The sequence below is a fragment of the Micromonospora sp. NPDC003816 genome, assembly GCF_042874705.1.
Lineage (GTDB): Bacteria > Actinomycetota > Actinomycetes > Mycobacteriales > Micromonosporaceae > Micromonospora.
Map to the genome: position 1 here is coordinate 117799 of NZ_JBIANP010000002.1, position 16539 is coordinate 134337.

At 73.3% G+C, this 16539-nt stretch carries 9 protein-coding genes and 2 pseudogenes; 5 read left to right on the forward strand and 6 right to left on the reverse strand.

Translation table 11 applies throughout. From position 1 onward, the window contains the following. Positions 1-55 precede the first annotated feature (55 nt). The 3 genes and pseudogenes from ACFYTT_RS06785 to ACFYTT_RS06795 all read left to right on the forward strand — a co-directional run. Positions 56-1483, forward strand: coding sequence for a UDP-glucose/GDP-mannose dehydrogenase family protein (locus ACFYTT_RS06785; protein ID WP_131057222.1), 1428 nt, complete (start codon positions 56-58; stop codon positions 1481-1483). Between the two features lie 462 nt (positions 1484-1945). Continuing rightward, positions 1946-3220 (forward strand): annotated as a pseudogene (locus tag ACFYTT_RS06790) (hypothetical protein); the annotation flags it as partial. A gap of 54 nt (positions 3221-3274) precedes the next feature. Beyond that, positions 3275-7195 (forward strand): annotated as a pseudogene (locus ACFYTT_RS06795) (SCO7613 C-terminal domain-containing membrane protein); the annotation flags it as partial. Between the two features lie 78 nt (positions 7196-7273). Here the strand turns inward: ACFYTT_RS06795 and purE are convergent. The 6 genes from purE to mca form a co-directional block, all read right to left on the reverse strand. Beyond that, positions 7274-7762, reverse strand: coding sequence for a 5-(carboxyamino)imidazole ribonucleotide mutase (gene purE / locus ACFYTT_RS06800; RefSeq protein ID WP_131053394.1), 489 nt, complete (start codon positions 7760-7762; stop codon positions 7274-7276). 40 nt (positions 7763-7802) lie between these two features. Continuing rightward, positions 7803-8984, reverse strand: a complete 1182-nt coding sequence (locus tag ACFYTT_RS06805; RefSeq protein ID WP_131053393.1) for a 5-(carboxyamino)imidazole ribonucleotide synthase — start codon at positions 8982-8984, stop codon at positions 7803-7805. 53 nt (positions 8985-9037) lie between these two features. Beyond that, entirely contained in the window at positions 9038-11077 is a 2040-nt protein-coding gene (locus ACFYTT_RS06810) for a thioredoxin domain-containing protein (RefSeq protein WP_387258009.1), read from the reverse strand. A gap of 36 nt (positions 11078-11113) precedes the next feature. Then, positions 11114-13654 (reverse strand): putative bifunctional diguanylate cyclase/phosphodiesterase, encoded by a 2541-nt coding sequence (locus tag ACFYTT_RS06815; protein ID WP_387258010.1) that lies wholly within the window; start codon positions 13652-13654, stop codon positions 11114-11116. Positions 13655-13833: 179 nt separating this feature from the next. After that, positions 13834-14127: a hypothetical protein gene (locus ACFYTT_RS06820; RefSeq protein ID WP_131053390.1), complete on the reverse strand. Its 294-nt coding sequence runs from the start codon at positions 14125-14127 to the stop codon at positions 13834-13836. A gap of 48 nt (positions 14128-14175) precedes the next feature. Next, positions 14176-15060: a mycothiol conjugate amidase Mca gene (gene mca, locus ACFYTT_RS06825; RefSeq protein WP_131053389.1), complete on the reverse strand. Its 885-nt coding sequence runs from the start codon at positions 15058-15060 to the stop codon at positions 14176-14178. Positions 15061-15313: 253 nt separating this feature from the next. On the opposite strand from mca, the gene ACFYTT_RS06830 reads away from it, so the two are divergent. Further along, positions 15314-15748, forward strand: coding sequence for a DUF4307 domain-containing protein (locus tag ACFYTT_RS06830; protein ID WP_131053388.1), 435 nt, complete (start codon positions 15314-15316; stop codon positions 15746-15748). Between the two features lie 235 nt (positions 15749-15983). Continuing rightward, a complete protein-coding gene (greA, locus tag ACFYTT_RS06835) occupies positions 15984-16481 on the forward strand; it encodes a transcription elongation factor GreA (protein ID WP_131053387.1) in 498 nt (165 codons plus the stop codon). The last annotated feature ends 58 nt before the right edge of the window (positions 16482-16539 follow it).

Here is a 16539-nt window from a genome sequence, read left to right on the forward strand (position 1 = left end):
GCCGCAGCGGCCCGCGACGCGACCACGCGCCGCCAGTGCGAGCGGAGAGACAGGCGTGACCATCCCGTACCCGAACACCCAGCCGATGCCCGCCATCGCCTCGGTGACACCCCCCTCGGGTGCATCCCGACCTCGGGTGACCTTCCTGGGCACTGGCTACCTCGGCGCGACCTACGCCATCTGTTACGCCGAGCTCGGCTACGAGGTGCTGGGATTCGACGTCGACGCCGACAAGATCGCCAAGCTCAACGCGGGCGAGGTGCCGATCCACGAGCCCGGCCTGGACGAGCTGCTCCGGCGTAACCTGGCCGCCGGTCGGCTGCGGTTCAGCACCGACATCGCCGAGACCGCCGACTTCGGCGACGTGCACTTCATCTGCGTCGGCACCCCGCAGCGCGCCGACGGCATGGGCGCCGACCTGTCGTACGTCGAGGCGTCGGTCACCGGTCTGGCCCAGCACCTGACCCGCAAGGCCCTGATCGTCGGCAAGTCCACCGTCCCGGTCGGCACCGCCGAGTGGGTGGAACAGCTCGTGGGCAAGCACGCCTCCACGGACCTGGGTGTCGAGGTGGCCTGGAGCCCGGAGTTCCTCCAGGAGGGCTTCGCCGTCGACGACGTGCTCCGGCCGAACCGGATCGTGGTCGGCGTCAAGAGCGACTGGGCCAACGGCATGCTCTACGCCGCGCACAAGGGCGTCTTCGACCTGGCCGCCACGGAGGACCGCGAGGTACCCCTGGTGGTCACCGACTTCGCCACCGCCGAGCTGGTCAAGGTCGCCGCCAACGCCTTCCTGGCGACCAAGATCTCCTTCATCAACGCGATGGCCGAGGTGTGCGAGGCTGCCGGCGGCGACGTCACCCAGCTCGCCAAGGCCATCGGGTACGACCCTCGCATCGGCAACCGTTTCCTCCAGTCCGGGCTGGGCTTCGGCGGCGCCTGCCTGCCGAAGGACATCCGCGCCTTCCAGGCCCGGGCGCAGGAACTCGGCGCCGGTGAGGCGCTGCGCTTCCTGCACGAGGTCGACCTGATCAACCTGCGTCGCCGGACCCGCGTGCTCCACCTCGCCGCCGACCTGCTCGGTCGCCGGTCCGGCCCGGCCGGCCCGGACCTCTCCGGCACCCGCATCGCCGTCCTCGGGGCGACCTTCAAACCCAACACCGACGACGTACGCGACGCACCCGCTCTCGCCGTCGCCGCGCTGCTGCACAAGGCCGGCGCCGAGGTGCACGTCTTCGACCCGCAGGGCATGGAGAACGCCCGCCGGGCGGTGCCGGAACTGCGCTACGAGCCGGACGTCAACGCGGCGGTCACCGGCGCCGACCTGGTCTGCGTCCTCACCGAGTGGGCGGACTTCCGCAACGCCGACCCGAGCGCGCTCGGCGAACTGGTCACCGGGCGGCGCGTGGTCGACGCCCGCAACTGCCTCGACTCGGCACTGTGGACGCAGGCTGGCTGGGAGTATCGGGGGATGGGGCGGCCTTGATCTTGTTCTTCGGGGGTGGGTTTTCCGGGGGAACCCACCCGCTCCGGGCGGTCAGGCTTGATCCCTGCGCGGGTGGGCTCCCCCGGAAAACCTGACTTCCCGCAGCCTGCGTGAGATGGCCCATCCCCGGCGGGGGTGGGATCTGGATTCGCGGGAACCTGACGTCCCGCAGCCTGCGTGAGGCGGCCCATCCCCGGCGGGGGTGGGATCTGGATCCGCGGGAACCTGACGTCCCGCAGCCTGCGTGGGCGGTCCATCCCGGCGGGGGTGGGAGCTGGGCCTTCGCTTTGGTCGGCGGGTCGTCGGGGGGTACGGCGAGCTGACTCGGAGGGCTCGACTGGGCGGGATCGGTTCGGGGTTGCTGATCTTGGACGGGTGTGACCCGCCGACAACGGTCGAATTCCTGGGCCGCATTGGGCATGCTGCGACAGTGGGAATCCACACTGCGGGTGGAGGGGTGTCGTGGCGACCTTTCAGTGCTCCTCGTGCGGCCAGGAGATCAAGCCGGCCGTCCGCTGCCCGCGCTGCGGCGCCCACCAGCCACAATGGGCCGAGCACCTGGCGGACATCGAGCGGTCCATCGCGGAGATGAAGGCCCGCGAGGCTGCCATCGCCAGCGAACAACGGCAACTCGCATCCAAGATGCAGGCCGCGATCTTCCAGCGGGACATCCTCGCGCACGCCGGCAACTCGGGTGACGAACGTCTCAAGCAGTCCGGCCGGGGGCGCCGCGTACTCCGTCGCCGACCGCCGCGCACCCCTTCCGGCGACGGCACCGCCGCAACGGCCTCGACTCCCACGGCCGACCGCACCACCCCGCCGCCACGGCGACAACCCGCCGACGGCGACACCGGACCGACGCGGACGTCACCGGGCGACGGTGCCACCTCGACGGCCCGCATGCCCCCCGGCGACGGCACCACCGGCGCGACGCGCGTGCCCGTCGGCGACGACGCCACCGGGCCGACACGCTTCGGCGGCGGCGATGCCGACGGGCCGACACGCTTCGGTGGCGACGACGCCGACGGGCCGTCGCGGAGACCACCCGGCGGCGGAGCCACGTCGGCCCGCAAGCAACCCGTCGACGGCAGCGCACGGGCGGCGCACGGGCCGGGCGGCGGTGACGCGCCACCACGGGTACCCCGGCAGGGTGCCGGTTTCGGGGCGGGCGACCCGCCACCGGACGCGCCGGTCTGGCTGGACGCCGACGACCCGGAGCACCCGCCGGAAGCCTCCTCACGCGAGGTGCAGAACATCCCGCTCGGGCTCGGGGCGCTGCTGCTCGGGGTGGCCGCGGTGGTCTTCGCGGTGGTCGCGACCAGTTCGATGGACGCGCTGTCCCGGCTCGGCATCCTGCTGCTCGCCACCGTGCTCATGCTGCTCGCCCCGCCGGTGCTGGTCCGGCGTGGACTCACCTCCACCGCCGAGACCATCGCCGCGGTGGGCCTGCTCCTGGTGCCGCTGGCCGGGTACGCACTCTGGACCGTCGACGCCATCGGTGCCGGCGGTGCCTCCGGCGCGGTCTTCGCCGGAGTGATCTTCGCGGTCGCCGCCGCCGTCTCCGTCGGCTACGCCGGCTGGACCCGGCTGCGCGCCCCCCGCTTCGCGACCGTCCTGGCCGCGCAACCGGTGGTGCCGCTGCTGGCGTACGACCGGATCAGTGGACCGGTCGGCTGGGCGTTGGTGCTGACCGTGGTGGCCTTGCTCGACCTCTGGCTGGCCCGCTCCCCGGTCACCGTGGAGCAGTCGAACCCCGACGAGCCGACCCCGGTCCCGCTCGGCCGGACGAAGCCGCCCCGACAGCGACAGGCCGAGGGACGGCCCGAAGGAGCGCCGGAAGAGGCCGGTGAGCTGCTGGACCTCACCGGCACCGGGCGGGCCGCCCCGCCGACGCGACCGGTACCCGGGCTGCGGGAACTGACCTGGGCCCTGCACGGCGTCGCCGTCGCGGTCGCCGTCGCGTACGCGGTGACCGCCCTGGTGCGGGCCACCACCGTGCCGGGCGCCACCGTGGCCGGCCTGGTGCTGCTGCTGGCCGCCGCCGTCTGTCTGGCCGGGACGCTGGTGCTGCGGCGTCCGCCGCTACCCGACCTCGGCGCGGGCGTCCTCACCCTGGCCGTCATCGGCGCGCTCGGCCGGATCGCCTCGGTGGCCCTGCCGGGGCGCGCCCTGCTGGTGATCGCGGCCGTCATCACGGTCACCGGCCTGGCCGTCCGGGCGGTGCCGGAATCCGCGCGTCGTGGCCCGCAGCTCGCCTCCGCGATCGCGTTGACGGTCACCGGGGTGCTCGTCGCCGGCAGCGCCCTCCGGGCCGGACTCGCCCCCCTCCAGGCCGCCCTGCCGGCCTGGGCGGCGGACCTGGACCGGTACCCGGCCGAACTGGCGGCTGCGGTGGGACCGGCTTCCTGGCAGCTCGCCACCAGTGCCTTCCTGTTGACCGTGGCCGCCGTGCTCGCCCTGCCACCGGAGATCCGTCGTGAGTTCGCGGTGACCGGTGCCGCGTTGACCGCGCTCGCCGTACCCGCCTCCTTCGGGCTGTCCTGGGCGTTGGCACCCTGGCCGATGGTGGTGACCGCGATCGGGATCGGGGCGGTCGGCCTCTCCGCGCGTACCCCTCGGGCCGCCCTGGCGCACGCGATCGCCGCCACCGGCGTCGGTCTGGCCGGTGCCGGCGCGGCCCTGGCCCGCCCGGCGTCGACCGCCGCCGTGCTGCTCGCCCTCGTGCTGGCCGGCATCCTCGTCGCCGCCGCTCCCCGGATCCGGCTCGCCCCGGCGGCGGCCGACACCGTCTCCGCCTGGGCCGCCGGAGGGGCGGCCTTCGCCCTGCCCGGAGCGGTCGCCGCCTTCGTCGCGGCGATCCTGCCCACCGACCCGATCCTCACCCCGGCAGCGCTGCGGGAGGTGACCGTGCCGGTGCTGGCGGCCAGCTTCCTCGCCGTCTGCGTCACCCTCGGCTACGCGGCCATCGTGCAGGTGTCCCAGCGCCATCTCCCGGCGCCGTTGTCGGTGGGTACCGGTCTCGGCGCGCTGGTGGTCGCCGCCGCCGGCTTCGGCGCGCCGGGCGCCACCGTGGCCGACGCCTGGGTGGGTGCGCTGCTGCTGGTCTCCGCCGTGTTGCTCTTCCTGGCCCCGTCGATCGACAGCGGCCGTCGCGCCGACGCCCGGCTGGACGGCTCCGACCTGGCCGCCGCAGCGGTCACCGCAGCGCTGGTCGCCACCCTGCTGCGGATCGGCACGGTGCTGGCACCGGGCGGACAGCTCGCGGTCGCCGCCGCACTGGTCCTGGTGGTCTCCGTGGCCGCGCGGGCCATGCCCGAGCAGTGGCGGCGCGGGCCGGTGCTCGGTCTCGCCGTCGGTGGGGTGCTGATCGGGCTGCTGGCCGGATGGATGGCGCTGCGCGGCGGCGTGGGCGTGCTGGCCACCCCCGGGCCGATCTGGAACGGCGACCTCAGCGGCTGGCCCGCCGCACCGACCGGCGGTACGACGTGGCAGGGGCCGATCGCGCTGCTGCTGCTCGCGCTTGCCGCCGGCATCCTGCTGCCGCCGCCCTGGCGCTACGACGTCGCCAACGCGGCGGTGGTGCTCGCCACCATCGGCGCAGCCGCCGCGTTCACCCTGAGCTGGTGGTCGCCGGTGGTGCTCGGTGCGATGGTCGCCGCCGTCCTCGGCATGGCGGCGGTCGCCTCCGTCGACCCCCGGGCCGGGCTGTCCCGGATCACCGCCGCCGGGGTGGTGGCGCTGCACGCCACCGGCGCCGGTCTGGTCCGGCCGTGGACGACCGCGCTGGCGCTGGCCAGCGTGGTGCTGATCGGTGCGGCGGTGGCGACGCTCGCCCGGTCGATGGCGGAACCGCTGGTCGACGACATCCACGTCGAGGGGATGCCGCCGCACCTGGCGCAGATCGGCGGCGCGGGCACCGGTGCCGCGCTGCTGGCGTTGCCCGGCGCCACCGCCGCCCTGGCCGTCGAGTTCGGGCACCCGCCCGAGGTGGTGCTGACCGCCGGCCTGGCCGCGTCCAGTCTCGGACTGGCCGCGATCGCCGCCGTCCGCCGCCAGGTCCCGCAGTACCTGCCCTGGGCGAGCGCCGGAGTGGTCGGCGGGGCGAGCGTGACCGCGCTTGCCGCCGTTCCCGTGCACCTGCCGATCGGTGTGTACGCCGCCGCCGCAGCTTTGCTCGGGGTGCTCGCCGAACTGATCCGGGGCGCCACCGAGCCACCGGTCGGCGCGGCGCAGCCGGTCCGCCGGTGGACGGTCCTGCTGGACGGCGCCCTACGCCGGCTGCCCGACGACGGCGGACAGCGTCGGTGGCGGGTCAGCCCCGCCGCCGGGGCGCTGGCCGCCGCCACCCTGCCGGTCGTCCTGGCGCTGGTCTCGATCGCCCCCGCGCTGCTGGCCGCACTCGTCGACCCGCACCGCACGCTCAACCGCATCTGGCAGGGGCCACCACCGGAGCTGCTGAACCCGCCACCGGCCGCGGTGAACCCCACCCATGTGCTCACCGCGTTGCTGCTCACCGTGACCGCAGCGCTGGCCGCCACCGGATTCAGCGGCGGCCGGCGGACCCGGGCGGTGCCGGTCGTGCTGCCCGGTGCCGCGGTGACCCTGCTGATCGCACCGATCGCGCTGGGCAGCGGTTGGCCGGCGAGCACCCTCTCGGCGTTGACCGTGTTCGCCATCTCGATGCTGGGGCTGGCGCTGACCCCACCGCCCCCGCTGGAGGAGCGGGCCCGCTCGATCCGGCTGGCCCGGGTCCTGGTCTTCGTGATCGGACTGGCCGCCGGTGGGGCGGGGCTCGCCGGCAGCCTCGCCACCCGGGAACTCACCCTCTTCACGCTCGCCGGTGGGGTCGCCGTCGGGGTGGTCGCCGCCCTGTACGGCACCACCTCCCGGGCGCGCATCCTCGGGTGGCTGTTCGCCTCGCTGAAGGCACAACTCCTGGTGCTCACCGCCGGGCTGGTGGCCGGGCTCGCCCCGGTCTGGTCGGCGTTCGGCGTACTCGCGGTCGGCGCGGCCCTACAGGTCTTCGCCGCCGCCCTGCCCCGGTTCCGTCGCCCGGAGGCACGGCGCGAGGCGGCAACGGTGGAGTGGAGCGGGTACGCCGCCGCACTCATCGCGCTGGCGCTGGCCTTCGACTCGCCCCGGCACATCGCCGCCCTGCTGGCCGCCTGGGGTGCGGTCCTCGGGCTCGCCGCCACCCGACCGGGGCGCCGACCGGTGGAACGCCGCATCCTGTTCTGGGGCGTGGTGATCTGCGAGATCACCGCCTGGTGGATCCTGATGTGGGTCGCCGACGTGGCGCTGCCCGAGGCGTACACGCTGCCGTTCGCGGCCCTGGCGCTGCTGGTCGGTGTGCTGGAGTTGCGGCAGCGGGCCGATCTGAGCAGTTGGGTGGCGTACGGGCCGGCGCTGGTCGCCGCGTTCCTGCCCACCCTGGCGATCGTGCTGGCCACCGACTCCAGCACGCTGCGGCAGGTGCTGCTGCTGCTCGGCGCGGTGGCGGTGCTGGTCTTCGGCTCCATGACCCGTCAGCAGGCACCGGTGATCGTCGGCGCGGTGGTCACCGCCATCGCCGCCGTACACGCTCTGTTCAGCCTCGGGCCGTGGCTGGTGCTGATCCCGGTCGGTCTCCTGCTGCTCGTGCTCGGCGCCAGCAACGAACGGCGTCGCCGCGCCCAGGAGCGCCTCCAGACCGCGCTGCGCGGGATGCGCTGATCCGCTCTGGTGGGAGTTGTTAGGAGGGGTCCCCTGCTATGCACCAGGCGTTAGCAGGGGACCCCTCCTTACATGCGCCTACAGCGAAGCGCGCAGGGCCGCGTCCTTCTCGGCGACGAGCTGCTCCAGATCGGCCTGGTACGCCGACATCCGATCGAGCAACGCCGGCTCACCGGTGCCCAGGATGCGGACGGCGAGCAGCGCCGCGTTGCGCGCGTTGCCGATCGACACCGTGGCCACCGGCACGCCCGCCGGCATCTGCACGATGGACAGCAGCGAGTCCAGTCCGTCGAGGTGCTTCAACGGCACCGGTACGCCGATCACCGGCAACGGCGTGACCGAGGCGATCATGCCGGGCAGGTGGGCGGCACCACCGGCGCCCGCGATGATCACCTTCATGCCCCGTCCGGCGGCGGCCCGACCGTAGTCGATCATCTTCACCGGGGTGCGGTGGGCCGAGACCACCTCGACCTCGTACGACACCTCGAACTCGGCGAGCACGTCGGCAGCCGCCTTCATGGTCGGCCAGTCCGAGTCGCTACCCATGATCACACCGACCGTGCTCACGCTGTTCTCCCTCTCGTTCCCACCTGCGGGTCCCGCACGGTCACTCCACGCCGTCGCGGAGCCAGCGGGCGGCGCGGGCGGCCCGGGCGCGTACCTCGTCCAGGTCGTCGCCGAGCACCGTGACGTGCCCGATCTTGCGACCGGGACGGACCTGCTTGCCGTACAGGTGCACCCGGGCGGTCGGTACGGCGGCGAAGAGGTGGTGCAGCCGCTCGTCGATGGACATGCCGCCCGGCTCGCCACCGAGCACGTTCGCCATCACGACCACCGGCGCGGTCAGCCCGGTGTCGCCCATCGGGTAGTCGAGCACGGCCCGCAGGTGCTGCTCGAACTGCGACGTCCGGGCGCCCTCGATGGTCCAGTGCCCGGAGTTGTGCGGGCGCATCGCCAGCTCGTTGACCACGACGCGGCTACCGCCCGGGGCCGCCGGATCGGCCACCTCGAACAGCTCCACCGCGAGCAGGCCGACCACTCCGAGCGCGGTGGCCAGGTCGATGGCGAGCTGCTGGGCCGAGACCGCCAGCTCCTCGTCGAGGTCGGGCGCGGGTGCCAGCACCTCGACGCAGATGCCGTCCCGCTGCACCGTCTCCACCACCGGATAGACCGCGACCTGCCCGAACGGCGAGCGGGCCACCTGCACCGCCAACTCCCGGCGCAACGCCACCCGCTCCTCGACGATCAGCGTCGTCCCGCCGTCGAGCAGGGTCCGCACCAGGTCGTCGGCGACGGCGGCGTCGGCCACCGGCCACACGCCCCGGCCGTCGTACCCGCCCCGGGCCGCCTTGAGCATCACCGGCCAGCCCACCTCGTCGCCGAAGGCCACCACGTCGGCCGGGACGGTGACGGGTCGCCACGCCGGATTGGGCGCGCCGAGCCCGCCGAGCCGCTCCCGCATGACCTGCTTGTCCTGGGCGTGCACGAGTGCGTCGGCGGGCGGGAACAGCTTCACCCCCTCGGCGGTGAGGGTGCGGATGTGCTCGGTGGGCACGTGCTCGTGGTCGAAGGTGACCACGTCGCAGCTCTTGGCGAACATGCGCAGGGCGGCCAGGTCGGTGTGGTCGCCGTACTGGACGTCGGCGGCGACCAGCGCCGCGCCGTCGTCCGGGGTGAGGGCGAGCACGCGCAGCGACTGGCCGAGGGCGATCGCGGCCTGGTGGGTCATCCGGGCCAACTGGCCGCCACCCACCATGCCGACAACAGGCAGACCGGTACGGGAATCCATAGCGGCGCCAGCCTATCCGGGCCGACCGGAGTGCCGGTCGGCGGACACCGGTGTCACCGCAGTTGCGCCACCAGGTCGTCGACGCCGCTCACCGGCCGTTGGCAGACGAAACCCCGGCAGACGTACGCGGCAGGCCCGCCGTCGAGCAGCGGCCGGCCGGCCAGCAGCGGCACCCCCGGCTGGTCGGGCTGCCCGGCGACGATCACCGCACCGGGTGGGGCGTGCCGGTACGCCGCCGCGACCAGCGGATCGTTCGTCGGGTCCCCGGTCACCACCGCGATCTCGGAGGGGCCGGCGAGCAGCGCCTCGCCCACGGTGGCCGCGTACCCGGTGAACCGGGCGTGCCGCCCGACGATCGGCGCGACGGTGGCCAACGCCGCCTCGGCCGCCTCCCGGTACCGGTTCTCCCCGGTCAACGCCGCGTAGCTGACCAGGGCGGCGACGATGGCGGAACGGCCGGAGGGGGTGGCGTTGTCGGTCGGGTCGGCGGGCCGGGCCACCAGCCGCTCCGCGTCGTCGGCGGTGTCGTAGAACGCACCCCCGGGTGCGGCGAAGTGCGTCAGGGCGGCGTCGAGCAGTTCGCCGGCCAGCTCCAGCCACCGCCCCTCACCGGTGACCTGGTGCATGGCGCAGAACGCCTCGGCCACACAGCCGTAGTCCTCCAGTACGCCGGCCGGCTCCCCCACGCGGCCGTCCCGTGAGGCGCGGCGCAGTCGCCCGTCCACCACGTGCACCCGGGCCAGGTGCTCGGCGGTCTGCCGCATCGCGCCGTCGGCGACGATGACGACGCCGTCGAGCAGGTTCGCCTCCCCCTCGGTGCCGATCCGGCCGGAGGTCTCGACGAGCCGGACGAACTCGGCGAGCGCGGTGACGGCCAGCCCGTTCCAGGCGGCCACCACCTTGTCGTCGCGGGCCGGCTGCGGTCGGGTGTCGCGCACGGCCAGCAGCCGGCGGATCACGTCCTGCCAGCGGGCGCGGACCTCCGGGTCGGCGTCGTCGACGTCCCGGGCCAGCCGGAGCACGCTCTTGCCGTGTTCGAAGGTGCCGGTCTCGGTGACCGCGAAGAGGTCGGCGGCCCAGCGGCCGTCCTCCTCGCCGAGCGCCTCGAGCAGTTGGGCCGGGGTCCAGGCGTACGTGAGCCCTTCGACACCCTCGGTGTCCGCGTCCAGCGCCGAGGCGAAGCCCTGGCCGGGGCGGTGCAGCTCGTCGGCGAGGAACCGGGCGACGTCCCGGGCCACCCGCAGCGCCAACGCGTCACCGGTGAGCCGCCAGAGCTGCGTGTAGACCCGCAGCAGCAGGGCGTTGTCGTAGAGCATCTTCTCGAAGTGCGGCACGGTCCAGTGCTCGTCCACCGCGTACCGGGCGAAGCCGCCGGCGAGCTGGTCGTGGAGACCGCCCCGGGCCATCGCCTCGCAGGTGTGCCGGACGATCTCCAGGCTCCGCGCCGAGCCGGTGCGCTGGTGGTGCCGCAGCAGGAAGAGCAGGTTCATGTGCGGCGGGAACTTGGGGGCGCCGCCGAAGCCACCGTGCCGCTCGTCGTACTCGTCGGCCAGTTGGTCGGCGGCGGCGTCGAGCAGGTCGGCGGTGAGCGGGGCGGTGGGCCCGCCGACGGCCTGGGCGCCGCCGATCGCCTCCACCACCGCGGCACCCTGACGCAGTACGGCGTCGCGCTGGTCCCGCCAGGCGGTGCCGATCGACTCCAGCAACCGGACGAAGTTCGCGCGGGGGAAGTACGTCCCGCAGAAGAACGGGGTGCCGTCCGGGGTGGCGAAGACCGTCATCGGCCAGCCACCCTGGCCGGTCATCGCCTGGGTGGCGGTCATGTAGACGGCGTCGACGTCGGGCCGCTCCTCGCGGTCCACCTTGATCGACACGAAACCCTCGTTCAGCAGCGTGCCGACGCCCGCGTCCTCGAACGACTCGTGCGCCATGACGTGACACCAGTGACAGGCGGAGTAACCGACCGAGATGAGCACCGGCACGTCACGTCGCTTCGCCTCGGCGAACGCCTCCTCGCACCAGGGCCACCAGTCGACCGGGTTGTCCGCGTGCTGGAGGAGGTACGGGCTGGTGGCATCCGCGAGTCGGTTCACCCGACGACCATATCCAGCCGGGCGGCCGGGTCGGGGTCAGGAGGCGCCGTCGGCGCGCAGCGGCAGGACGTTGGTGGGGCTCTGTCGGGACAGCGAGCCGAGGACCGCACCGATCTTGTCGGCGGGCATCGGCTTGAAGAAGTGGTAGCCCTGGGCGGCGGTGCAGCCCAACTCGGCCAGGGCCGACCGCTGGGCGGCGGTCTCCACGCCCTCGGCCACCACCCGTAGCCCCAGCTCGTGGGCGAGCCCGACGGTACTGCGGACGATCGCCGCCGCCTCCGGCGAATCCGCCATCCGGAGCACGAACGACCGGTCCACCTTCAACTCGTCGACCGGGATCCGGGTGAGGAAGGCCAGCGAGGAGAAGCCGGTGCCGAAGTCGTCCACGGCCAGTTGCACGCCCATCGACCGCAGCGTGGTGAGCACCTGGTCGATGATCTCCAGCTCGCTCATCACCACGGTCTCGGTGATCTCCAGCACCAGCCGGTCGGCCGGGACCTGGTGCCGGCGTAGCGCGTCGGCGATCTCCGCCGGCAGGCGGTGGTCGAGCAGGCTGCGGGCGGAGAGGTTGACCGAGATCGGGATGTCCAGGCCCTCCCGGGCCCAGCCGGCCGCCACCCCGAGCGCCTTGTCCAGCACGTACCGGGTGAAGGTGCCCAACTGCTCGCTGTTCTCCACCGGCCGGATGAAGTCGGCCGGACCGAGCCAGCCCCGGCGCGGGTGCCGCCAGCGGATCAGTGCCTCCACCCCGGTCGGTGCGCCGGTGGCCAGGTCCACGGCCGGCTGCAACACCAGCACGAGCTGATCGTCGGTCAGCAACGCCTCACGCAGCTCGGCGAGCAGGGCGAGCTGGTCGGTGCTGGCCCCGTCCCGGGAGCTGTCGTACGCCGCCACGCTGCCGCCACCGGCCTTGGCCTGGTACATCGCTATGTCGGCCCGGCGCATCAGCTCGGTCAGGTCGGCGGCGCCGGCCGACGCCACCACCACGCCCACGGACACCTCGACCGACATCCGTACCCCGGCCACCTCGGTCGGCGCGGCCAGCCGCTCGGTGATCTCCCGGGCCTGGCGCAACGCGTACGCCATCGGGGCGGTGCGGTCGCCGAGCACCGGAACCGAGGTCAGCAGCAACGCGAACTCGTCGCCGCCGAGCCGGGCGAGCAGGTCGCCGCTGCGGGTCAGGGTGCACAGCCGGTTGGCGGTCAACCGCAGGAGCTGGTCGCCGGCGGCGTGCCCGAGCGTGTCGTTGACCTCCTTGAACTGGTCGATGTCGAGCAACAGCAGTGCCACCGGGTGGTCGTGCCCGAGTTTCCGCAGCGCATGGTCGCCCTGGCCCAGCATGGCCGTGCGGTTGGCCAGCCCGGTCAGCGGATCGTGCACCGCCTCGTACGAGGAACGCGCGGTGACCACCCGCAGCTCACGGTGGGTGGCCGCGTCGTGCAGGGCGGCGGACAGCGCCTCGGCGAAGGTGACCAGCGCGTACCGTTCCCGGCCGGAGGCCGGAGCCGTCCGGGGCAGCCGGAGCCGTAGTCGACCGACCCGGTGCTCGCCGACCGACAGCTCTCGGAGCAGTTCGTCCGGACCGGGCTCGTCGTCGCCGGGGGGCGCGATCTCCCGGTCGGTTACCTGACCGCTGGGATCGCCCCGGTAGCGGCGCCAGCGGCCGTCGCCCCGGACCACCTCCACGTCCACGAGTTCCGCCTCGAACACGGTGAGCGCACCGGTCACCCCGGCGGTCGCCACGCCGCGCTCGTCGAGCTGGTTGAGCGCCGCCGTCGCCTCCGCCAACGACCGCCACGTACGCCGTTCGCGCTCGTCGCGCAGCCGTTGCCGATAGGTCTGGTGGAGCAGCCACAGCGGGGCGGGCAGCAGCACCAGCCACCGTGGATCGAACTCGATCAGGGCCACCACGAGCAGAGCGGCCACCACGTTGCCGACGAACATCAGCAGCTTGCCCCGCAACGCGGCCAGCAGCGGGCGCCCGATCGACATGTCGTGCCGCAGCGCCAGCGTCACGCCGCCCAGCCCGGCACCGGCCAGCAGGTACGTGAGGGCGCCGGCGGCGAGGACGAGGGCGAGGGCCGGGGTCGGGGCGGCCAGCAGCGGCTCGCCCAGCGAGGTGGTGACCGACACGGCGAGGGCGACGGCGGCGGTCTGCGACGCGGCGATGCGCACGACGTCCCAGGTGGACCTGCCCTCGTCCACCACGGACAGGATCGTCCAGGCCAGCAGCATGCCGATCAGGGCCGCGCCCGGCAGCCATCCGGGCGGCACCAGATAGAGGCAGACGATCAGTGCGGCCTCGGCCCAGGTGAGGGAGACCACTCCGGCGGCGGCCCGGAACCGTAGCCGGGCCAACTGCGACAGTGCGAAGAGTGCGACCGCGATGCCGAAACGGGTCAGCCCGCCGTACGGCCCGAACGGGTCGTCGGCCGGCAGCCCGACCGGCACGCTGAGCCCCACCACGGCGGCCACCACGGCGGTGAGGACGACGGCGGCCGTCAGCAGGTGCACCCTGAGCGGGGTGCGACGGCCCTCGGGCCGATCGATCGGATGACCGGCCCTGCCGGAGGTCACCGACCCACTCCCGTCGGGCGGGAACAGGGCGCACGGAGGGTGTCAACGACTGCGATGGTCATCGGCGCCCCCTCCCGCGCACGGCATGAGGACGTCTGGTCCTCCCGGCGGAAGGCTAAGCCAAACCGGATGGTCGCAACAGGGGGCGACCATCCGGTTAAGCGTGAATCATGCCCCGATCAGCCGTCGCGACGCTGCTGGCGCCGGTTGGGAGCGTCACCGGATGAATCCAGCATCACGTTCTCATCTGTCGGATCACCGACCGTTCGCTGCGTGGTGCCCGACTCGGCGGCGGGCTCCTGACCGGGGAAATGGTCGGGCAACCGGCGCAGCCGGGCGTTCATGTTGCGGATCAGCAGCACGGTGGCGGTGCCCAGGACGAGGATGAGGAACAGGCCCATCGGACCGGCGAGGCCCCCCGTGCGGGTGTCCCCGAAATTGTTCTGGGCGAGCACCTGAGCAGCGGTCAACATGGGATTCCTCCGGAGTGCGATGTCCGACCAGCGTAGCCCGCCGCCGGATCAGCGGGCATGGGCCGTCTCCCGGATGCCCGCGAACAGGTCCGACTCGGGCAGCGGGGAGTCGACCAGCGAGCGTACGAGTTGGAAGTCCTCCGTCGGCCAGGCCCGCCGTTGCAGGTCCATCGGCACCTGGAACCAGAAGCCGTCCGGGTCGACCTGGGTGGCGTGGGCGCGCAGCGCGTCGTCGCGGACCGGGAAGTACTCGGCGCACTCCACCCGGGTGGTGATCCGGGGGCCCTTGTCCGGCCGGTCCTCCCAACGGTTGATCCACTCCGCGTACGGCGACTCGGCGACGCCGGTGGCCAGGATCGCCTCGTGCAGGGCGAGGATCTTGCCCTTGGAGAACCCGATGTCGTAGTAGAGCTTGAGCGGCTGCCACGGCTCGCCCAGCTCGGGGTAGCGCTCCGGGTCACCGGCCGCCTCGAAGGCCGCCACGCTGATCCGGTGGCACATGATGTGGTCCGGGTGCGGGTAGCCGCCCTCCTCGTCGTACGTGGTGACCACGTGCGGACGGAACTGCCGCATCAGGCGTACCAGCGGACCGGCGGCCACCTCGACGTCCTGGAGGGCGAAGCAGCCCTCGGGCAACGGCGGCAACGGGTCACCCTCGGGCAGGCCCGAGTCGACGAAGCCCAGCCAGGCCTGCTCGACGCCGAGGATGGCGCGGGCCGCGTCCATCTCCGCCCGACGGATGTCGGCGATGTTGGCCCACACCTCGGGCCGGTCCAACTTGGGGTTGAGCACGCTGCCCCGCTCGCCGCCGGTGCAGGTCACGACGAGCACGTCCACCCCCTCGGCGACGTACTTGGCCGTGGTCGCGGCGCCCTTGCTCGACTCGTCGTCTGGGTGCGCGTGCACGGCCATGAGCCGGAGTTGTTCTGCCACGGTCGGCGCTCCTCGTCTCTGCCCACCGGTGGGCCACCGGCCACACCGTTGACCTGCCGGAATCCTCCCCCGTCGCGGTCCCGGCCCGTGCCGGCCTGTCATATTTGACCCCAGGAACCAGCAGTGCCTCGGTCGGAGGCAGTGCCCCATGGACAAGCAGTGCCAGTTGCAGCAATGCCCAGTCGGACAGGAACGACGGCGCTCTGCCATTCTTGCCGATGGGCCCGACAACGACGCCAGGAGATACCCGCCGGTGACCGAGACGCACGCCACATCTGCATCGACCGCGCCGGTGTTCCCGCCCGGCCGGTACGGCCGCCGTCGTACGCCCGGCCGACGTCGGCGGCTGCTGACCACGCTGCTGGTGGTCACCGTGCTGGTGGCGCTCACCGCCGTCTCGTTCCGGCTCTACCGGCAGTACGGCGACCCGGCCTACGACGCCCAGGTGATCACCTACGGCGAGATCACCGACCAGCAGGTGGTGGTCAACTTCCGGGTGAACCTGCCGGCGGGCGGCTCGGCGGTCTGCGCCCTGCGGGCCCGGGACCACGCCGGGGCGGAGGTGGCCCGCGAGGAGGTCCCGGTGACCGCCGCCGACGGGCAGCGCAGCGTCACCGTCCGGCACTCTCTCGCCACCAGTGCCCGCCCCTTCATCGGCGAGGTCGTCCGCTGCCGCCCGGCGGCCTGAGCCCACCGGAAGTGGCACCGGACCCACCCGGAACGGCGGCCCGGACCCGCTCCTGACGACGGGCCGGACCCGGTCCGACGGCAGGCCGTACGCACCCGGCCTGCGGCGGGAAGGTCACCCGGCGACCCGGGGTCGCCGGCCGCACCAGCGTGATCACCGACACTCCTTGTCGTAGGGCACTGGTAACTTGGAGGTTCACCTGTCAGCCAGCCCGCACAACCGAGGAGGACCGCCTGTGTCCAATGGCAACGAGGCGCCCGCCACCTGGCTGTCCCAGGACGCCTACGACCGCCTGAAGGCCGAGCTCGACGAGTTGATCGCCAACCGGCCGGTCATCGCCGCCGAGATCAACGCGCGGCGCGAGGAAGGTGACCTACGCGAGAACGGCGGCTACCACGCCGCCCGTGAGGAGCAGGGCAAGGCCGAGGGGCGCATCCTCTACCTGAAGGAGCTGCTCCGCACGGCCCAGGTCGGTGAGGCACCGACCGTCGACGCCGTGGCTCCCGGGATGGTCGTGACGATCTACTTCGACGACGACGCCGACGACACAGAGACCTTCCTGCTCGGGTCCCGTGAGATCTCCTCGACCACCGATCTCACCGTCTACAGCCCCGAGTCGGCCCTCGGCCAGGCGATCCTGGGCGGCAAGGCGGGTCAGGCCTGCACCTACACCGCGCCCAGCGGCGCGGACATCAAGGTGACCGTGGTCAGCTTCGAGCCCTTCTCCGGCTGAGCCACCCGCCGACCGACAGAGGTCGGCCGTTCCACCAACCCAGAGGCGTGACACCTGG